We start from the raw sequence: 18,964 nt of genomic DNA, 5'->3' as shown, positions 1-18,964 counted from the left end.
CCGCTGGAGCAGTCGCCGCCCGCGAATACGCCAGGCATGTTTTCAAATGCACCGCTCTTTAAGGTCACGATCTTTCCGCGGGATACCGGGATCCCGGCTTTCTCGAAATGTCCGGACTCGATATCCTGTCCGATCGCCTTGATCAGGACATCACATGGAATGTAGACATCCGGCTCTCCGGTCGGCTTCACGCTGGCGCGGCCGTCCCTGATCGCGCTGATCATCTGCGGGGTCGCGTAGATGCCATGGATCTTGTGGTCTTCCCCGACATTTAAGGACGCTGGAGCCTTTAAGGTCACGATCTCGATCCCCTCCGCGATCGCGCCCTCGATCTCACCCGGCAGCGCCGTCATATCGTTTCTCCGTCTTCTATATAAAATGCTGACTTTCTTCGCTCCAAGTCGTTTTGCCGTGCGGACTGCATCCATGGACACGTTTCCGCCGCCGATGACAACGACTTCCTTTCCGGTCAGGTCGATGATCTCGTCTTTTCCGACACTCCGCAGGAACTGTACCGCGGAGAGAACGCCGTCCGCGTCCTCACCCGGAAGTCCGAACTACCCGTCCCAAAGAACGGTATCGCATATACTATTACTATCTGCACTGATTCCATTCTCCTCAGCATAGCTGAGGGATCAGACTTTTCATAAAAAAGAGGATCTACCAGAAGTCAATGTCCGCTGGCAGATCCTCTTTTTTAATTTCCAAGCATAATATTCAAAATTTCCAAATCCGTGGAGTGCATACCATCTCGTCCCATGCGTCCGATACTTCGGATTGTTTCTTCAACATCATCCTCCACCAGACCTTCACCTGGCTGGAATGCCCTGTCATGTAATCCCATTTTCATTCCAAGAAGCGCAGTTTGAAGGGCTGTCGAAATTTTAGCTGCGCAGGATGATTTCGCGCCATCACACACCATACCTCCAACAGTTGCGATGGTGTTGGTAATTGTCTCACAGACCACTTCATATGGATATCCAAGCATGTAGCAGATACCACAGGCTGCTCCGCATGCGGCACTCACAACGCCACAGTATGCAGACAGACTTCCGATATATTTTTTCTGATGAACTGCGATCAGATTCGAAACTACAAGTCCACGCAAAAGTTTTTCTTTTTCGATGTTTTTCTCCTTCGCGTAAACAATGACCGGCACGCTGACCGTGATCCCCTGATTACCACTTCCGGAATTGATGACCACCGGCATCGGACAGCCGTTCATTCTGGCATCCGAACCTGCGGCCGCAAATGCACGTGCCTTCAGACCCACCGTCGGCTTTTCGTTTCCGTCGATCAGGATTCTTCCAACCTCTGCTCCATACGGATGTTCCAGGCCTTCCCGGCAGATCGCCATATTGCACTCGATCTGGCGATTCAGGATCTCTTCAACATCCTCAATTTTTACTTTATCCGCAAACTCCAGAATATTTTTCACTGTGAGAAGCTGTTTGTCACCTGCCTTATGACCATTTTCCTCATCTGCCTCAGTCTTTTTCAGAACACTCATCCCATCTTTTTCCATCCGGGTGATATTTTTATGGGTCTTCTGAATCTCGACCAGCGCCGTATGCTCTCCGGCGCGCAGTTCCACTACAATGTAAAGAGTCGCCACGCCTTCGATCAGTTTACAGGTACAAAATTTCTGATTTAAAAGCTCTTTTGTCTTCTCCTGATCCTCTTTTGTCACACTCTCAAGCACTGCCAGATCCATATCTGGATCTCCGCCCACGATTCCCAGTACTGCTGCCACATCGATTCCTTTTAATCCGCCGGAGTTCGGTACCGTCACTCCCATGACATTTTTAACGATATTTCCGCTGCAGGACACTACGCATTTCTCCGGCATCTGACCTAACAGTTTCCGCGCTTTTGCTGCCGCGTAGGCGATTGCGATCGGTTCCGTGCAGCCGAGCGCCATAATCAGTTCGTCTTTTAATATTTCAAGATGGTTTGTGTATAATTTCTGGTCCATTTTTTATTTTTCCTCATGATATTTTTAACAGTTTCTTAGCGCTTTTTCTCCTTCTGTTCTTTCTTTTTCGATTATTTTTGCTATAATAATTCATATATTTCATCAATGTTACTGCAGAAAAAATTTAAGGAGCACACTATGAACTTTTTAAATCTCTACTACTTTCGCGTGGCCGCTGAAGAACTCAGTTTCACAAATGCTGCCAAGCGTTTATTTATATCCCAGCAATCCCTCAGCAACCACATTTCCCGCCTGGAAAACGAATTCGGTGTGATCCTTTTTAACCGTACCCAACCGATTACACTCACCGAAGCCGGAAAATCCCTCTATGCAAGTTCCAAGGTTCTGCTTCATCAGAAAGAACAGATTGAAAAAAGCATGCAGGATATCCGGGACTTCCGAAAAGGTGAACTGACTCTCGGAATCAGTACCTCCCGCGGAGCTGTCATGCTTCCAAAGATACTTCCAGAATTCCGCTCTGCCTTTCCCCAGATCAAACTAAATCTTGTAGAAGGTACAACAAAAGAGATCAACCAGGCATTGTTTGAAGGACGGGCAGATCTCTGCATCGGTTTTGCGATCAATGATCCAGAAAAAGTACACGAGGAACTGCTCCATACAGAATCTCTCGTCTGCGTTATTCCAAACTCATTTTTGCCGCGCTATCTGAAGATAGACTCCACTTTGATTCCGGGTTCTGTTCAAAGTTTCAACATTTTTGCCGACTGCCCGTTTATCAAAATGCCGAAACAGACATGGCTGGGCGAAATGTTTGAAAAATGTTGTGAAAGCTACAACATTGAACCGGAAATCCTCCTCGAGACCACCAGTATGTCCACCATGGTTTCCCTCTGTTCTTCCGGAATCGGTGCCATCGTGCTTCCCGAAATCTTCGTCAGCCGCCGTATGACATTCTGGAATTCCTTCGACTGGAAAGAACAGGTGTCTGTCTTTCCGTTAAACTATCCGGCGGGCTACCGGCCGATCACAATCGCTTACATGAAAGACCACTATCTCAGCCGAGCCGCCGATGAATTCATCCGGATGGCACAGGAAAAGTTTTCCTGCTAAGCGTAGATCGGATGGATCTTCGCCTCCACATCATCTTTCGCTTTGCGGATAAATTTTAAAGTTTCCTCATTTAACGGATAGCGGATCACACAACCCGGTGTTAAGATCTGACCGCAGCCACCCATCAGTTTAAAACACTCATAAATCTGATGATGGATGGCATTGCGGTCATCTTTTGTGATATCGGTGCGGTTTAGTCCGCCCATAAGGCATTTTCCAGACTCAAGCGCCGCCTCATCCACTGACGGATATGTCTCCCATGCATGCCAGTTGAAGACCTGTACCGGATAATCCTTCAATATTTCCATCATGATATTACTTCCATGGGCATGCAGTGTGTTCATCCATCCATCTTTCGCCGCATTCAGGACCTCCAAGTCATAAGGAACGCCAAATTCCTTATACTGTTCTGCAGTCATAAAATTATAAGTACTGCTCTGCGCCGCAAAGAAGATTCCGTCCGCACCGGCTTCCAGCGCTGCCCGAGCCATATTGCAGGTCGTCTCCGTAATCACTTTCAGCGCATGATGAACTGCATCCCCGTCACCATTTTCCAGATACTGAAGAAGTGTATTTCCGGACAATTTATTCGCTGTTGTCAACGGGCTGAATATCGTGAAAATGACTGGCACATCCTCATTCTTTACCTTATCGAGAACAAGTTTCAATCCTTTTAATTCTCTCGCAAGACTTCCTTCCTTTACAGAACACGGTTTCAGTTCATACCAGTCCTTCGCTTCGTGGATCGGTGTTTTTGTGACTTTCGCCACTCCGCCTTTCGCAATATCTGAATAATCAATCTCACAACCGAAGTCTTCGATGGCGTACATTCCGTTATTCATAGTCTTTATAAAGTCGATATCATACTTTTTATAAAACTCATATGTCTTTTCCGCTAAAAGTTCCGGATTCAGATCGATTCCCGGAAGATGGGTCCAGAATGAATATGGAAGTTTGTCCGGTTTTTCCCCTGCAATAGCTGCCTGAATTCTCTCTTTCTTTGTCATCATATAGCGACCTCCTTTAGCCGTTCACGTTTTTGTTTTCGATGCCAGTATAAGAATTCAGATTACAAATGTCTAACAAGTTTTGTTCTTTTATTCACAATCATTCAGTTGTAATTCGGTATGTTTTTTGTTCATTTTTTTCTTTTTTATCCATTTTACAGTCATTATATTGTGATATAACACGGAAAAGCTGTTTGTTTTCTGACATAAAATTCACTAGAATGAATGTAACAAAAGCAAACGCGTTTCTTGCTGGACCAGTCTATTATGACGACAAAATTTTTTAGTTCTACTATAAAAGGAGGATCTCACATGAAAAAAATATTTGCACTTGTGACCGCAGGAGCTTTAGCATTATCTCTTAGCGCATGCCAAGCTTCCAGCCAGCAGACAACAGACACCACAACAAAATCTGCTGATTCCACTGATACTGCAGCCGCCAAAAACGATGGTTCTTTCCCAAGCGAAACGATCACTCTCGTCTGCCCGTTCTCAGCCGGCGGCGGAACCGACATTGGTGCCCGCAATCTTGCACAGGCTCTTTCTAAAGTAATGGGAGTCAATGTTGTCGTTGAAAACCAGACAGGATCTGGCGGATGGGTCGCATGGACCGATCTGATCCAGGGCGATTACAAAGACGGTTATACGATCGGTCTGATCAACCATAACTATGCGATGGGTGAGCTTGATCCGGATAACCCTAGAAAATATAATCTCGATGACGTCACTGTCCTTGCAAACCAGGCTCTCGACTACAATGTCATGGCGATCCGTTCTAATGACACACGGTTCTCCGATATTAACAGCTTTATCGAGTACGCCAAATCCAATCCTGTTCTCGTTTCCGCCCAGGCAACAGGAATTACCGACGGAGACGCAACAACTGCTGAATGGTTCAACAAGACCTTCGGAACCCAGATCACCGTTGTTCCGGTAGACGGAGCTTCCGACAGCCGCGGAATGTTCTTATCCGGTGACACAGATATCTTTTTTGCATCCATCTCTGATGTCATGGCTTCCTATCAGTCTGGTGAGATGAAGGTTGCATGCATTTTTTCCGACGAACGCAGTGACTTCATACCTGATGTTCCTACGATCAAAGAGGCAACCGGTGAAGACTTTGTCGCATTCGCAGCTCGCGGATACTTCTATCCGAATGGTGTTCCACAGGATATCGTCGACACGACCACTGACGCATTATTAAAAGCAATGGAAGATCCTGACTATATCGAAAATATGGCTGCTCTTGGTCTTCAGCTCGACAATACCTCCGGTGAGGACTTCAAAGAACTTCTTGAGAGCCAGGTTGAAACCAGAAAAATGATCTGGAACGTACAGTAACTGATCATTCCCACATAAGAAAAGGAGTTTATCCATATGGCAAAAAAGTTTCATCGCGACGTATGGGTAGGAACCGTTCTTCTTATCTTCTGTATCGCAGTGTTCTTTACTGCGGTACAGATTCCTGGACAGGCTTCCTATCTTCCGATCACTCTGTCCCTGTTAATGGGATTATGTTCTGTATTTATTATTCTGAAAGGTCTCCGGCTCACCAAGGAGCAGGATGGGGATTTCCACTACTCCATGACTATAAAGAGCAGTAAATACGCATTCCTGTTCATGTTTTTTATTTTTATCTATTTCCTTGGCTTCCGCTATATCACATACTGGATCGCGACACCGATCTTTATGCTGCTTTCCATGAAATATTTAAAGCTGAAGTCCTGGAAAGTAAACATTGTGATCACCGTTCTCTACACCCTGATCTGTTATGTTGTTTTCGTTATCATTCTTCATCTCCCGATCTATAAAGTCGGCATTCTCGGACAGCTGTTCCGTTATATTTAAGGAAAGGAGCTTATAAAATGGCTGAATATTTATCACTCGCATTGAGTTCGTTCCTCTCCATCGATGTCTTTCTCGGACTGCTCGTCGGTGTTGTAGGCGGAATGATCATCGGAATTATTCCCGGATTGGGACCGTCCGTCGGTATTGCCCTGCTGCTGCCGATCTCATTTTCCATGAGCCCCACAGCTGCCCTTGTCATGATGACCGCAATGTACACAACCGGTGTGTACGGCGGATCCATCACTGCTGTTTTGTGCCATACACCAGGTACCGCGGCATCTGCGGCGACCACACAGGATGGCTATGAAATGACGAAAAAAGGCCGCGGCATGGAGGCCGTGTCCGTCGTAACCATCGCATCCGTTGTCGGTGGTATCATTGGTGCCATCTGCCTGATCTTATTTGCCCCGGCACTCGGAAGAATCAGTCAGATGTTCTCCTGCCTTGAGTATTTCCTCGTTGCCTGCTTCGGTGTTCTCGTCGTTGCCGGACTCACGGGAGATAACCAGGCAAAAGGAATCTTCGCCGCTCTGTTAGGTCTTCTGATCGGCTGCATCGGCATGGACTCCATCAGCGGTGTGTCTCGATTCACGTTCGGACAGCTCTGGCTTGAGGATGGTCTTGACTCCACACCGATCCTGATCGGATTATTCTCAATCTCCCAGGTTCTCATCCTCGTTGAAAAGCTGATGACAGGAACCGGTGCAACCATTGTTGACGACCCGGCAGCTGCCTTAAAGGGAAAGCGTTGGGAAAAAGGCAATGCCGGTCTATTAACTCCTACCATGTTAAAAAGTTCTGTTATCGGTGCATTTATCGGATTTATCCCTGCTGCCGGCTGTTCCATCGCCGCATGGATCAGTTATGGTCTTTCCAAACGGACTTCTAAAAATCCGGAAGAATACGGAAAAGGTTCCATTGTCGGAATTGCTGCCTCTGAGGCCGCAAACAACGCAGCCTGCGGCGGTGCCATGATCCCACTTTTCACTTTAGGTATTCCTGGAAGCCCGGTCACAGCAATCCTTTACGGAGCGCTTCTCATGCATGGCTTACAGCCTGGCAGTGACCTGTTTACAGGTTCTAAGGCTCCAACTACTTATGCGATCTTCCTTGGTTTCCTTTTCGCGAATGTGCTGATGGGAATCATCGGAGTTTCCATGGCAAGACAGATGGCAAGAGTCTGCCTCGTTCCAAACTCTGTTCTCGTTCCGATCATCGTCGCATTATCCTGCATCGGTACTTATGCACTGAGCAACAGCATGTACGAAGTTATCATCATGCTCGTGTTCGGTCTCATCGGATACCTTATGAAAATCTACGGATTTGAACCGGCACCTCTGGTTCTCGGCGTTGTCCTTGCCGATATTCTGGAATCCAACTTCCGCAGAACCTTGATCATGGCTGCACCGAAGGGCGGACTCATCCCGTATTTCTTCTCCCGCCCGATTGCAATCATCATCCTGCTTGTAATCATTGGTTTCGCAATGGTTCCTGTTTTAAAAAACGTACTCACTAAAAAACAGAAGCAGTAATTTTCACTCATCCCCCTCTCTCCGGCAGGATATATTGTCCAGATATCCTGCCGGATCTTTTTATTATTTGTTTATGTTTGCAAAAACTGTCGAAAGCAAAAAGTTTTTGCACTATAATGCAATTACTTGATTATTTCACCAGTTTATGCCATACTAATACTGCAGGAGGTGATAGACATGATAGGTTCCCATGAACTCAGGCAGCGTGACAGTTACCTGAATAAGCTGATAGGTTTTCAAGATACAGAACCGGTCAAAATGATTACTGGTATTCGCCGCTGCGGAAAGTCCAGTCTGTTAAAGCTGATGGTTCAGCATTTGAAAAATACCGGTGTTCTTCCGGAACAGATCCTTGAAATGAATTTTGAATCCTTTGATTTTCGCAGGATGAATGCCGACGATATTTATCGCTATGTAAAAGAACGTATTGTTCCCGGAAAGCGGATGTATCTCTTCTTTGATGAGCTGCAGAGGATCGAAGCATGGGAGGACGCGGTAAACGCCTTCCGTGTAGATTTTGACTGTGACATCTATGTTACCGGGTCAAACGCTTACCTTCTTTCTTCGGAGTATTCCACCTACCTCTCCGGGCGGTGTGTAGAAATCAGAATGCTGCCGCTCTCATTCCGTGAATTTCTTGATTTTCACGGCTTTGAAGTACATGAAATACAAAGTGCGCTCGGGGGACTCCGCAAACAGGTATTCGACAAAAACGGGGAACATTATGAATTGCGTGAGGTATTTGATGCCTATATAAGATTCGGCGGAATGCCGGGAATCGCCGATGTCGGTCTGGATCAGGAAAAAGCACTGTCTCTTCTTGACGGTATCTATTCCACGGTAGTCATCCGTGATATTTTGGAACGTGAAAAACGCAGGGGGCAAAAACAGATCACAGACCCCACGCTTCTGCGCAAGATCATCCTGTTCCTTGCCGACAATATCGGCTCCAGCGTATCCATTTCCTCCATAGGCAACACTTTGATAAACGAGGGGCTCCTTGACGATGGTAAACGCAAGGGCGCTCCTAGCGCACATACTGTGCAGGCATATGTGAATGCACTACTGGAAAGCTATTTTTTCTATGAGATCAAGCGCTTTGACATCAAGGGAAAGGCATACCTCCGCACGTTGGGAAAATACTATATTGTTGACATCGGCCTTCGCAATTATCTGCTGGGCTTCCGTAATCGCGACAGCGGTCATGCCATCGAAAATGTCGTTTACTTTGAATTGCTTCGCAGGGGTTATGATGTAGCGATCGGCAAGATCGGCAGCGCCGAAGTGGACTTTATTGCAACGACAGCCGATGATAAAAAGTATATCCAGGTGACAGAGTCTATGATGAGTGAGGATGTACGCAACCGGGAACTTACACCGCTGCAAAACATCCGTGATAACTACGAAAAAATCGTTTTGTCGCTTGAACCGGGGCTTGATGCTTCCTATGACGGCATCAGATCCGAAAATCTCATAGATTGGCTGCTCAGTCAATAAACGCTGTATTTCAGAGCGCAGCCAAATAAACTCCGCATATTCATTCATGAGCCGTCAAAAGGCATAGCATCCAAGATCTTTCGATACAGGAAAAGCACGCAGACGTTTTGCATCTGCGTGCTTTTCCTGTATCCGTAATTTAACTGACACTTTAATTATTTTTCCAATGCTCCGTATGCAGCAGCATATGCGCCTTATGGGACATCGGCTTTCCAAAGAAATCGCTGTAGATCTCCCTGATATCCGGGTTCTCATGAGAGTAGCGGATATCAGCTTTTGCGTCCAGCGCATAGAGCTTTCTGCCTCTCGCAAACGCCAGCTCCTCACCATCGTGGATCGGCTGTCCGCCTCCGCCGACACAGCCGCCCGGGCAGGCCATGACTTCCACAAAATCATAGTGGACCTCGCCGCGCTCGATCTGCTGTAAAAGTCTTCTCGTGTTTCCGAGTCCGCTGACCGCTGCTGTGCGGAGTTTGATGTCACCGATGGCAAATTCTGCTTCCTGCACTCCTGCATTCTCCTGGAAACCTACGCTGCGGACCGCCTTGAAAGCATCTGCAGGCGGATTCTCGCCTTTTAAGGTAAAATACGCGGTGCGGAGAGCCGCCTCCATGACACCGCCCGTAGCTCCGAAGATCACGCCCGCGCCGGTTCCCGCGTGCATCGGGCTGTCGCCAGGGATCTCCACTAAGGTATCCGGGCGGATATGGGCGGAGCGGATCATCTTCACAAGTTCTCTTGTTGTGAGAACCGCATCCACGTCATGTCCGGCATACTCGCCGTAGAAGAGATCCATCTCCCGCTCGCCTTTCTTTGCCACACACGGCATAATGGACAGCGTAAAGATCTGATCCGGAGAAACACCAAGCTTTTCCGCAAAATATGTCTTCATGACCGCACCGAACATCTGCTGCGGGGATTTCGCCGTGGAGAGATAGTTCACCATGTACGGGAACTGGGTCTTCACAAAACGCACCCAGCCGGGGCAGCAGGACGTGAACATCGGTCTCTCCTTCAGTTCGCCGCTCGTAAACCGTTTTATAAACTCTGTGCTCTCCTCCATGATCGTGAGATCCGCAGAAAATACTGTATCAAAGGCGTAGTCCACGCCCATGCGTTTTAAAGCATCAAAGATCTTGCCCACCGGCGCGTCCTCGTCCGCCAGGCCGAGTTCCTCGCCCCAGGCCGCGCGGACCGCCGGTGCAACCTGAGCTACCACGATCTTATCCTTATTCTCGATTGCATCCCAGACCTTCTCCGTATCATCTCTCTCTGAGAGCGCGCCAACCGGACAGTGGGTGATACACTGACCGCAGAGAGCACAGTCAGCTTCCCGGATCGTCTTATGTCCCGCCACATTCACGGTCGTTCTGGAGCCGGTTCCCTCCACATCCCAGATTCCCAGTCCCTGGATCTTGTCGCAGACCTGCACGCAGCGCATGCACTTGATGCACTTCGCGGAATTGCGGATCAGCGGGAAATCCTTATCCCACGGCTGATATTCCGGTTCCTGCCTGAACGGAATGTCCAGAATGTTCAGGTCGCAGGCAACCTGCTGTAACTGGCAGTTCCCGTTTCTCGGACAGACAACGCACCGGTTATCATGCTGGGATAATAATAACTGTACCGTATTTCTTCTATGATTTCTGACCTTCGGGCTGTTGGTGTAGATCACCATGCCGTCCTTCACAACATTGTTGCAGGATGTGATCAGCTTCTCTTTTCCTTCCAGCTCCACGACGCAGACTCTGCAGGCCGCGATCTCGTTGATCCCCTTTAAGTAACAGAGCTTCGGGATCGGGATCCCGTTTCTCTCAGCAGCTTCCATGATCGTGATATTTTCCTCTGCCGAAACATGTTTTCCGTCGATGATCATATTTACCATAATGTACTCCTGCCTCCTTTAAAGATTCCGTATCCGAAATGGTCGCAGCGCAGGCACCGTCCGGCTTCCTGCTTCGCCTCCTTCTCGGTCATGCAGTTCTCCACTGCGTTGAAATCGCAGACACGCTCGCAGGCATCACGTTCCGTTAAGTTCACGCGTCCGCACGGGGTCTTGTCTTTCAGGCTCGCCTCCGGGATCTCCACACCGCTGGTGATCTCGTGGTGGTAGCCGAGGTATTCATCGATGTTCGCCGCAACGACCTTCGCCGCCGCGATGGCTTTGATGACGGAAGCCGGACCGCTGGAGCAGTCGCCGCCCGCGAATACGCCAGGCATGTTCTCAAAAGCGCCGCTCTTTAAGGTGACGATCTTGCCGCGGGATACCGGAATCCCGGCCTTCTCGAAATGTCCGGACTCGATATCCTGTCCGATGGCCTTGATGAGGATGTCGCATGGGATGTAGACATCCGGCTCGCCTGTCGGCTTCACGCTGGCACGTCCATCCTTGATCGCACTGATCATCTGCGGGGTCGCGTAGATGCCGTGAATCTTGTGATCCTCGCCGACATCCAGGGACGCCGGGGCCTTTAAGGTCACGATCTCGATACCTTCGGCGACAGCGCCCTCGATCTCTCCCGGCAACGCTGTCATATCGTTTCTTCGTCTTCTATATAAAATGCTGACTTTCTTCGCACCCAGTCTCTTCGCCGTTCGGACCGCATCCATGGACACGTTTCCGCCGCCGATGACAACGACTTCTTTTCCGGTCAGATCGATGATCTCGTCTTTTCCAACACTTCTTAAGAACTGTACCGCGGAGAGCACGCCGTCCGCGTCCTCGCCCGGAAGTCCAAGTTTTTTATCCGTGCTGGCACCGATGGTGATGAGCACCGCGTCATACTGTTCCCGAAGTTCCTGAATCGTAATGTCCACGCCGATTTTTAAGCCCTGTTTTACTTCCACTCCTGTCTTTAAGATCGCGTTGATATCCTCATCCAGCCGATCCTTTGGGAGACGGTAGTTCGGGATTCCGTAGCGGAGCATGCCGCCAAGCTTCGGAAGCATCTCATATACGGTAGTCTGATGTCCCATGAGCTGTAAGTAGTAAGCTGCGCTTAAACCACCGGGACCGCCGCCGAGGACAGCGACCTTCTTTCCCGTTGACGGAGCACATTCCGGCGGATCCACAAAGCCTGCGTAGTCCGCCGCAAACCGCTTGAGTCCTCTGATGTTGACCGCATCATCCACCATATTCCGGCGGCATCTCGCCTCGCAGGGATGCTCACAGATAAAGCCGCAGGTCGTTGGGAACGGGTTGTCCTTGCGGATCAGGCGGATCGCATCAGCATATCTTCCTTCTTCCACAAGCGCCACATAGCCCGGAATGTCCACATGGGCAGGACAGATCGCGACACAGGGAACCGGCTGGTTGTAGGTACAGGTACAGCGTCCGTTCCTGATATGCTCCACATAGTCATCGCGGTAGCCGATGAGTCCCTTGTAGACCATGTTCGCCGCCTCATAGCCGATGGCGCAATCGGCGGAGTCCATGATCGACAGCGCCGTTTTTTCCATAAGCTCCAGCGTGTCCATTGTCGCTTTTCCGTTTAATACATCCCGGATCAGCTGGTTCAATTGTCCGAGACCGATCCGGCACGGCACACACTTTCCGCAGGTCTGCGCATGGCACAGCTCCAGAAATGCTCTGGCCATATCAACCGGACAGAGCCCCGGCGGGCTTGACTCGATTCTTCGTTCCAGATCTTTATAAAGTCCCTCCATCACGATCCGCGCGCGGGTCGGGGACATGATTTCCAATCTGCTCATATGATCCTCTCCTCTTGCAATCTTTTTTCATCAGTCACACCTTCTCACGCAGGTATGTCTGCTTTCCCCTCTATGGCTTATTGAATTTGTTTCTTAACATATTGTCGATTCTATCATGCGTTCATTAAATAAATCAAGTGTTTTATGTATTTTGCTTAATAATCTTTTGTTTAACGTTAATTTTTAGACAAATTCATAGATAAGATTGTGCCTGCAAAAAAATACCGCCCGGAGACTTTCCGGACGGCATTTTCATTTGTACCTATGTTATTTTACAAGATATCCGCCGTCTACCGGGATGATCGCTCCGCCCAGATAGTCGCTGGCGTGGGATGCGAGGAAGATGCAGGCACCCTTCATGTCATCGCCAGTACCCCAACGATTTGCCGGAATACGCTCGGTGATCTGCTGATATCTTGGATTCTCCGGATCAAGCAGCGCGGAGTTCATCTCTGTTGCCATATAACCCGGCGCGATCGCATTGACGTTGACGCCTCTTGCAATCCAGTCATTGCTGAGTTCCTTGGTGAGCTGTGTCACGCCGCCCTTTGCTGCTGTGTAAGCTGGAACAGTCTGTCCGCCAAACCAGGATACCATAGATGCGATGTTGATGATCTTTCCATATCCCTTCTTCAACATGATCTTTGCAGCTTCCTGACAAAGAATGAATACAGAATTTAAGTTTACATTGAGAACTTCATCCCACTCTTCAATCGGGAATACTTCCGCACTATGACGTCTCTGGATACCATGTGCGTTTACAATAATGTCAAGATCGCCGCCAAGTGCAGCCACACAGTCATTGAATCCCTGATATACCTGCTCCCGCTTGCTGAAATCTGCTTTTACACCGTGGCACTTGAAGCCGCGGTCGCAGAATCCTTTTGCCACATCATAGACCTTGTCGGAAGTTCCGACGATCACGACCTCACATCCTGCCTCCATCAGACCTTCTGCCATTCCACAACCAAGTCCTCTTGTTCCGCCTGTTACGATTGCTTTCTTTCCAGCTATGTTAAATAATTCCATGATCATGCTCTCCTTTTTATTATTATTAATCAAACAGAATTACCATCTTTTTCGCGGACTCGTCCGGATGATCCATCAGATGGAAGACCTTGTCGATCTCGCTGAATTTGATGAATGTTGTTGCGATGCCTTCGGTGATATACTCACCCTTTTCCATTCTTGCGATCGTCGGCTCGAACGCATCCTGAGACATCCTGGAGCCAATGATGTCAAGCTCTCTCTGATTGATCATCGCCTGTGTGATTCCCTCTTTTTCTGTACAGAATCCCATCGGTACCATACGGCCCGCGTTGCAGAGGATCCCCGGCTGCAGGCACATTGTCAGGGAACCCGGGAAGCATGCAGAGTCAAACGCTACGGTGCAGCCATGTCCGTCTGTGATCTTCTGGATCTCCGCAACAACATCCTGAGTCTTGGAATTGATCACATAGTCAGCGCCGTATTCTTTTGCGCGCTCAAGGGAAGAATCGCTGATATCACAGCAAATCACGGTCTTGCAGCCCTTCGCCTTACATGTCTGTAAAATAATGGAACCGATCGTTCCTGTACCAAGGATAAATACAACATCATCTTCGACCACACGACCGCGTCCTGTGCAGTGGGAACCGATTGCAAACGGCTCAACAAGTGCCGCATCTTCCCACTTGACAGAATCGGAAATCTTGTATACTTCTTTTGCCGGCGCTGTGAAATACTCTCTCCAGCCGCCGTCTGCTCCGGAACCTCTTACTTTTACATGCTCGCACACGTTCTTTCTTCCATGCGTACACTGGTAACAGGTTCCGCAGGAGGAGAGAAGATCCACGATAACATGGTCACCCACCTTCACATTTTTCACGTTTTTACCGATCTTTGCGATCACACCGGCGTTCTCATGTCCTGGAATTCTCGGATATGTGGAGCACGGATTGGAGCCATGCCAGATGTGATGGTCACTTCCGCATACACCTGCGGATTTCATCTGGATAAGGACTTCATCCTCGTTTGCAAGTTCCGGAATCTCAACCTCACGCACCTCATATTTATGCGGTTCTACAACAACGACTTCTTTCATCATTTCAGCCATAATTCATTCTCCTTTTTCTGAAAAGCTTTGTTTTATCTATAACCGGTTTATTCCATGTTACCCTATGATCGACGGGAGCAGCAGTGAAATTCCCGGAACAAGTGCAAATAAGATTCCGCAGAGGATCTCTACTACAACGAACGGAACCAGATGCTTTGACACCTGACCAACGGACTGTTTGCTGATTCCGCATGCCACAAACATACAGGTTCCGAAAGGCGGTGTCGCCTGTCCCATTGCAAGAAGAAATACGAAGACAAGTCCGAACTGTACCGGATCGATTCCAAATGCAACAGCGATCGGCGCAAGGATCGGGCCGAGGATCAGGTTTGTTGCTCCAACTTCCAGGAACATGCCGCAGATCGTCAGAAGGATGATGATGATCGCCCAGAACATATATTTATTAGAGACAAATGCGAGCATGAAGTTCGTCACTGCCTGCGGGATCTGATAATAAGAGATCAGCCAGCCAAACATCTGCGCTGTCACAACAAGGATCATCAGGTTTGCAGTTCCTTCTGCTGTATTCTCAACGATCTCCCAGATCGTCTTCATGCTGATCTCGCGATAAACAGCGAGGCATACGATCAGACCATAAACAACGGCAACAACTGCGGACTCTGTCGGTGTAAAGATTCCGGCGTAAATACCTCCGAGAATGATGACCGGCATGATCAGCGCCCATACTGCGTCTTTAAAGGAAACAAGAAATCTCTTGAAGGAAAACTTGTCGGATTTCGGGAATCCGCATTTCTTTGCTTTGTAGTAAGCATAGAGGCAAAGAAAAATGCTGCAGACAACACCTGGAAGAATACCGGCCATTAAGAGTGCGCCTACGTCTGTTCCTGTGATATTACCGTAAATAACGAGCACGATACTCGGCGGAATTACGATTCCAAGTGTTCCTCCGATCGCCTGAACAGCTGCCGCATAAGATTCCGGATAGCCGCGCTTTACCATCTCCGGGTACATCAGTCCGCCGATAGCCGCTGTTGTAGCAACAGAGGAACCGGAAATTGCTGCAAAGAATGTGCAGGCAACGATGGATACCAGGGAGATTCCACCGGAGATCCAGCCGACGAGGGAATCTGCAAAGGCAACGAGACGTTTGGAAAGTCCGCCCTTTGACATAACGTCACCGGCGAGCATGAATGCCGGGATCGCCAGCATTGAGAAGCTGTTGGAGTTTGCGAAAATTCTCTGTGCGATCACTACAAATGTAAGCTTCGGGTCAAGAAGAACCGCTGCAATACATGATAACCCCAATGCCCATGTAATTTCAAGTCCGCATGCCATGCCGACAAGCAGGACAACGATCAAAGCAATAGCTGCAGTCTGCATCAGCCTACCTCCTTCTCTTTTCCAAATTCCTCCCAGGTATCTACGATCAATGCGAGGAAATTCATAATAAATCCGATAAACATGATCCCGTAAAGCAGGCTCATTGGAATTCCCATTGCCGGGCTGATCTGATATCCACCGATCTCAATAAGCCCGTAGCCGCTATACATAAGAATCAAACTAACATAAATGGCGATTCCTTTCCGGATCACATCCATAACATACTGTGCCTTTCCCTTCAGGTATCCGTCGATCAGCTCAATGCGGACAAACAGGTGATCTGTCGCCGCGAGGTTGATTCCAAGAACGATCAATGCCACAAACAGATATCTGGAAAGTTCCTCCGACCATGTCAGGCTCTTAAATATAACAAATCTGCAAAATGTCTGTAAGAATACAACTCCGATCATCAGTAAAAGGACTGCGCCGATGATCGCTTTATTGATTTTCTGTACTTTTTTAAAGACTGCCGCGAATTTTTCCATAACGCACCTCCTACTTATTTACTGACAGTGCCCGGATCTCAGAGATCATATCACCATACTGTTCTTCCCACTGCGCATACAAGTCTGCTGCCTTGTCGATGAACTGCTGCTTATCCGGATATGTGACGGTCATTCCCTGTTCCCTTAACTGGTCAACAGCTTCTCCATCCATCTTCCGGCTCAGCTCTCTCTCACTGATACTGCATTCTGCCATGACGTCTGTAAAGATCTGTTTTGTCTCATCATCGAAGGATGCCCAGGTTTCCGGACTCATAACGAGGAATACAGTCGAATACGCATGTTCCGTGATCGCAAGATGTTTGTTGACCTGTGCGACGTTATTTGTCAGAATAACCGTTGCCGGATTCTCCTGTCCATCGAGAGCGCCCTGCTGAAGCGCGGTGTACGCCTCGCCCCAGGACATCGGTGTCGCGTCGGCTCCCATGGCTTTCCAGAATGCGATATGTACCTGATTCTCCATAGTCCTGATCTTAAGGCCAGAAACATCGTCTACGGAGTTGATATCACGCTTGCTGTTTGTCAGGTTTCGGAAACCGGATTCCCAGATTCCAAGTCCATAAAGTTGAACACCGGAAAGCTTGTCTAAAAATCTTGTTCCAATATCACCAAGGAACACTGCATCTGCCTGATCTGTCGATGTAATCAGATACGGAATGTCCAATGCCTGAAAATCACTGATGAAGTTTCCGATCGTAGACTGGTTTACGACTGCGATATCGATCGTTCCCATCTGACAGCCTTCGATCGTATCGATCTCTGCACCGAGCTGACCATTGTGATAAGTCTCGATCTTGTATTTTCCCCCGGTCTCCTCATAGATCCTGTCTGCGAAATGATCCATCGCCTGTCCGATAGCTCCGGTCTGCGAGGATGTCTGTGCCATTCGAAGCGTGATCGTTCCGTCTGTGCTGTTCTTCTGATGACTGTCCTTGTAGATGCTGAATCCGCTGAGTACAACTGCTGCTGCGAGAATTCCTGCAGCTGCGAGAGCTGATGACTTTTTGCTCATTCCTCTTTAAGCTCCTTTCCCTTTTCCGAAAATCTACGGAGTTACAAGTGCTCCGTCACGTCCTCTTGTCTGTGTCCACGTTGTCACGGTGTTTTCACACGGATACTTTGCCGCCTCAGTTTCATCGATATCGACGCCCAGGCCTGGCTTATCATTCGCGTAAACATAGCCTTTCCGATACTCCGGCATACCTGGGAATACATCAAGAAGCGCGCCGTGCGGTCCTTTTAATTCCTGAATCACAAAGTTCGGCGGTTCGATCCCGGACCATTCCTGAACACCGAAATTCTGTGCCGCAAGGTCGATGTGGATATTTGCTGCATGGGCTAACGGAGACATATCCCCCGGTCCGTGCCATGCTGTCCGAACACCAAACTGCTCCGCAAAGATCTGAAGCTTTCTCGCCGGTGTAATTCCTCCAACCTGGCTGATATGAACACGGATGAAATCGATGAGCTGTTCTGCGATCACGGTTCTCCATTCATACGGATTGTTGAACAGTTCCCCCTGCGCGATCGGGATGCTCGTCTGCTGTCTTAAATTTCTAAGCCAGGAGAGCTGCTCTAACGGAACCGGATCTTCCAGAAAGAAAAGATCAAACGGTTCAAGACCTTTCGCAAGCGCCACCGCATCAGCCGGAGCAATCCGCTCATGGACATCATGCACAAGCTGCATATCGTAACCGATCTTCGCTCGAATCTGTTCAAATAACTGGATTGTATCGCGGATGTATTTCTTAGAATCGAGATACAATCCATCATGTGCGCCTTCTGGTGCTGTCTCAGGTGTCTGTCCATAAGGAAGTCCGCCGTAACCGCCGCACTGGCATCTTAAGTGGGTAATCCCCATTTCCTGATACATCTGAATATTCTCGCAGATCTCATTAATGTCCCGTCCGTCCACATGACGGTAGACCGGAATTCCTTCCCTTACTTTTCCTCCAAACAACTCGTATAACGGCATCCCTGCCATCTTTCCCTTGATATCCCAAAGCGCCATGTCGATTCCGGAAATCGCGTTATTCTCGATCGGGCCATTTCTCCAATAGCCGTTCTGATGCATCAGCTGCCAGGTCTCCTCGATATTTTCAACCGGACGCCCTACAAGCAGCGGCTTCATATACTCCTCAATCAGATGCTTTACCGTCAGATGGCGGTAAGCAAAGGTTGCGCAGCCAAGTCCATACAGCCCCGGCTGATTTGTCTCGATCTTTACGACCACAAGATTGATTCCTTCCGGTGCCGTACAGATCACCCGGATATCCCTAATCTTTACTGACATCCCATATTCCTCCTCATCCTTTTATTTATAAGACGTTGCCATAATCAGTTTATTGATTTTGCAGATTTTCAAGTTGTCTTGATTGTCTCTT

At 48.6% G+C, this 18,964-nt stretch carries 16 protein-coding genes; 5 read left to right on the top strand and 11 right to left on the bottom strand.

Features of this window, described 5'->3' with window-relative positions:
* Both DWY93_RS13595 and DWY93_RS13590 read right to left on the bottom strand, forming a co-directional pair.
* The coding region (locus tag DWY93_RS13595; protein ID WP_347466222.1) for an FAD-dependent oxidoreductase at positions 1-473 on the bottom strand (473 nt) is incomplete at its 3' end.
* Between the two features lie 224 nt (positions 474-697).
* Entirely contained in the window at positions 698-1,975 is a 1,278-nt protein-coding gene (locus tag DWY93_RS13590) for an L-serine ammonia-lyase, iron-sulfur-dependent, subunit alpha (protein ID WP_117471328.1), read from the bottom strand.
* Positions 1,976-2,113: 138 nt separating this feature from the next.
* On the opposite strand from DWY93_RS13590, the gene DWY93_RS13585 reads away from it, so the two are divergent.
* Positions 2,114-3,046 carry a LysR family transcriptional regulator gene (locus DWY93_RS13585; RefSeq protein ID WP_158553099.1) on the top strand — a complete coding sequence of 311 codons (933 nt, stop codon included), beginning with the start codon at positions 2,114-2,116 and terminating at the stop codon, positions 3,044-3,046.
* Here the strand turns inward: DWY93_RS13585 and DWY93_RS13580 are convergent.
* Entirely contained in the window at positions 3,043-4,056 is a 1,014-nt protein-coding gene (locus DWY93_RS13580; RefSeq protein WP_242990637.1) for a uroporphyrinogen decarboxylase family protein, read from the bottom strand. The two genes, DWY93_RS13585 and DWY93_RS13580, sit on opposite strands and share 4 nt — an antisense overlap.
* Positions 4,057-4,365: 309 nt before the next feature.
* Here DWY93_RS13580 and DWY93_RS13575 point away from each other — a divergent pair, with 309 nt between their 5' ends.
* From DWY93_RS13575 to DWY93_RS13560, 4 genes are all read left to right on the top strand, one after another.
* Positions 4,366-5,394, top strand: a complete 1,029-nt coding sequence (locus DWY93_RS13575; protein WP_117471326.1) for a tripartite tricarboxylate transporter substrate binding protein — start codon at positions 4,366-4,368, stop codon at positions 5,392-5,394.
* A gap of 36 nt (positions 5,395-5,430) precedes the next feature.
* Complete coding sequence (locus DWY93_RS13570; RefSeq protein WP_117471325.1) at positions 5,431-5,901, top strand: tripartite tricarboxylate transporter TctB family protein; 471 nt, start codon at positions 5,431-5,433, stop codon at positions 5,899-5,901.
* Positions 5,902-5,918: 17 nt separating this feature from the next.
* Entirely contained in the window at positions 5,919-7,433 is a 1,515-nt protein-coding gene (locus tag DWY93_RS13565; RefSeq protein WP_117471324.1) for a tripartite tricarboxylate transporter permease, read from the top strand.
* Between the two features lie 177 nt (positions 7,434-7,610).
* Positions 7,611-8,930, top strand: a complete 1,320-nt coding sequence (locus DWY93_RS13560) for an ATP-binding protein (RefSeq protein ID WP_117471323.1) — start codon at positions 7,611-7,613, stop codon at positions 8,928-8,930.
* A gap of 151 nt (positions 8,931-9,081) precedes the next feature.
* On the opposite strand, the gene DWY93_RS13555 is transcribed toward DWY93_RS13560, so the two are convergent.
* The 8 genes from DWY93_RS13555 to DWY93_RS13520 form a co-directional block, all read right to left on the bottom strand.
* Positions 9,082-10,815, bottom strand: coding sequence for a [FeFe] hydrogenase, group A (locus DWY93_RS13555; RefSeq protein WP_117472494.1), 1,734 nt, complete (start codon positions 10,813-10,815; stop codon positions 9,082-9,084).
* Complete coding sequence (locus DWY93_RS13550) at positions 10,809-12,641, bottom strand: NAD(P)-binding protein (RefSeq protein WP_117472492.1); 1,833 nt, start codon at positions 12,639-12,641, stop codon at positions 10,809-10,811. The genes DWY93_RS13555 and DWY93_RS13550 overlap by 7 nt, the downstream gene beginning before the upstream one ends.
* Positions 12,642-12,908: 267 nt before the next feature.
* On the bottom strand, positions 12,909-13,670 hold the full coding sequence (locus DWY93_RS13545; RefSeq protein ID WP_117470831.1) for an SDR family oxidoreductase: 762 nt from the start codon (positions 13,668-13,670) through the stop codon (positions 12,909-12,911).
* A gap of 25 nt (positions 13,671-13,695) precedes the next feature.
* A complete protein-coding gene (locus tag DWY93_RS13540) occupies positions 13,696-14,736 on the bottom strand; it encodes an alcohol dehydrogenase catalytic domain-containing protein (RefSeq protein WP_117470832.1) in 1,041 nt (346 codons plus the stop codon).
* Between the two features lie 57 nt (positions 14,737-14,793).
* Positions 14,794-16,077 (bottom strand): TRAP transporter large permease, encoded by a 1,284-nt coding sequence (locus DWY93_RS13535; RefSeq protein WP_117470833.1) that lies wholly within the window; start codon positions 16,075-16,077, stop codon positions 14,794-14,796.
* Positions 16,077-16,562, bottom strand: coding sequence for a TRAP transporter small permease (locus DWY93_RS13530; protein WP_015552382.1), 486 nt, complete (start codon positions 16,560-16,562; stop codon positions 16,077-16,079). Before DWY93_RS13530 ends, DWY93_RS13535 begins: the two co-directional genes overlap by 1 nt.
* 10 nt (positions 16,563-16,572) lie before the next feature.
* Positions 16,573-17,592, bottom strand: a complete 1,020-nt coding sequence (locus tag DWY93_RS13525) for a TRAP transporter substrate-binding protein (protein ID WP_117470834.1) — start codon at positions 17,590-17,592, stop codon at positions 16,573-16,575.
* Positions 17,593-17,625: 33 nt separating this feature from the next.
* Entirely contained in the window at positions 17,626-18,873 is a 1,248-nt protein-coding gene (locus tag DWY93_RS13520) for an enolase C-terminal domain-like protein (protein ID WP_015552380.1), read from the bottom strand.
* Between the last annotated feature and the right edge of the window lie 91 nt (positions 18,874-18,964).

The sequence above is a fragment of the Clostridium sp. AF28-12 genome, assembly GCF_003435225.1.
GTDB lineage: Bacteria > Bacillota > Clostridia > Lachnospirales > Lachnospiraceae > Pilosibacter > Pilosibacter fragilis.
This window is presented reverse-complemented; position numbering and strand designations above follow the sequence as displayed.

Coding starts and splice junctions, on each gene's coding strand:
- DWY93_RS13590 (WP_117471328.1), bottom strand. CDS start 1,975: ATGGACCAGAAATTATACACAAACCATCTTGAAATATTAAAAGACGAA.
- DWY93_RS13585 (WP_158553099.1), top strand. CDS start 2,114: ATGAACTTTTTAAATCTCTACTACTTTCGCGTGGCCGCTGAAGAACTC.
- DWY93_RS13580 (WP_242990637.1), bottom strand. CDS start 4,056: ATGATGACAAAGAAAGAGAGAATTCAGGCAGCTATTGCAGGGGAAAAA.
- DWY93_RS13575 (WP_117471326.1), top strand. CDS start 4,366: ATGAAAAAAATATTTGCACTTGTGACCGCAGGAGCTTTAGCATTATCT.
- DWY93_RS13570 (WP_117471325.1), top strand. CDS start 5,431: ATGGCAAAAAAGTTTCATCGCGACGTATGGGTAGGAACCGTTCTTCTT.
- DWY93_RS13565 (WP_117471324.1), top strand. CDS start 5,919: ATGGCTGAATATTTATCACTCGCATTGAGTTCGTTCCTCTCCATCGAT.
- DWY93_RS13560 (WP_117471323.1), top strand. CDS start 7,611: ATGATAGGTTCCCATGAACTCAGGCAGCGTGACAGTTACCTGAATAAG.
- DWY93_RS13555 (WP_117472494.1), bottom strand. CDS start 10,815: ATGGTAAATATGATCATCGACGGAAAACATGTTTCGGCAGAGGAAAAT.
- DWY93_RS13550 (WP_117472492.1), bottom strand. CDS start 12,641: ATGAGCAGATTGGAAATCATGTCCCCGACCCGCGCGCGGATCGTGATG.
- DWY93_RS13545 (WP_117470831.1), bottom strand. CDS start 13,670: ATGGAATTATTTAACATAGCTGGAAAGAAAGCAATCGTAACAGGCGGA.
- DWY93_RS13540 (WP_117470832.1), bottom strand. CDS start 14,736: ATGGCTGAAATGATGAAAGAAGTCGTTGTTGTAGAACCGCATAAATAT.
- DWY93_RS13535 (WP_117470833.1), bottom strand. CDS start 16,077: ATGCAGACTGCAGCTATTGCTTTGATCGTTGTCCTGCTTGTCGGCATG.
- DWY93_RS13530 (WP_015552382.1), bottom strand. CDS start 16,562: ATGGAAAAATTCGCGGCAGTCTTTAAAAAAGTACAGAAAATCAATAAA.
- DWY93_RS13525 (WP_117470834.1), bottom strand. CDS start 17,592: ATGAGCAAAAAGTCATCAGCTCTCGCAGCTGCAGGAATTCTCGCAGCA.
- DWY93_RS13520 (WP_015552380.1), bottom strand. CDS start 18,873: ATGTCAGTAAAGATTAGGGATATCCGGGTGATCTGTACGGCACCGGAA.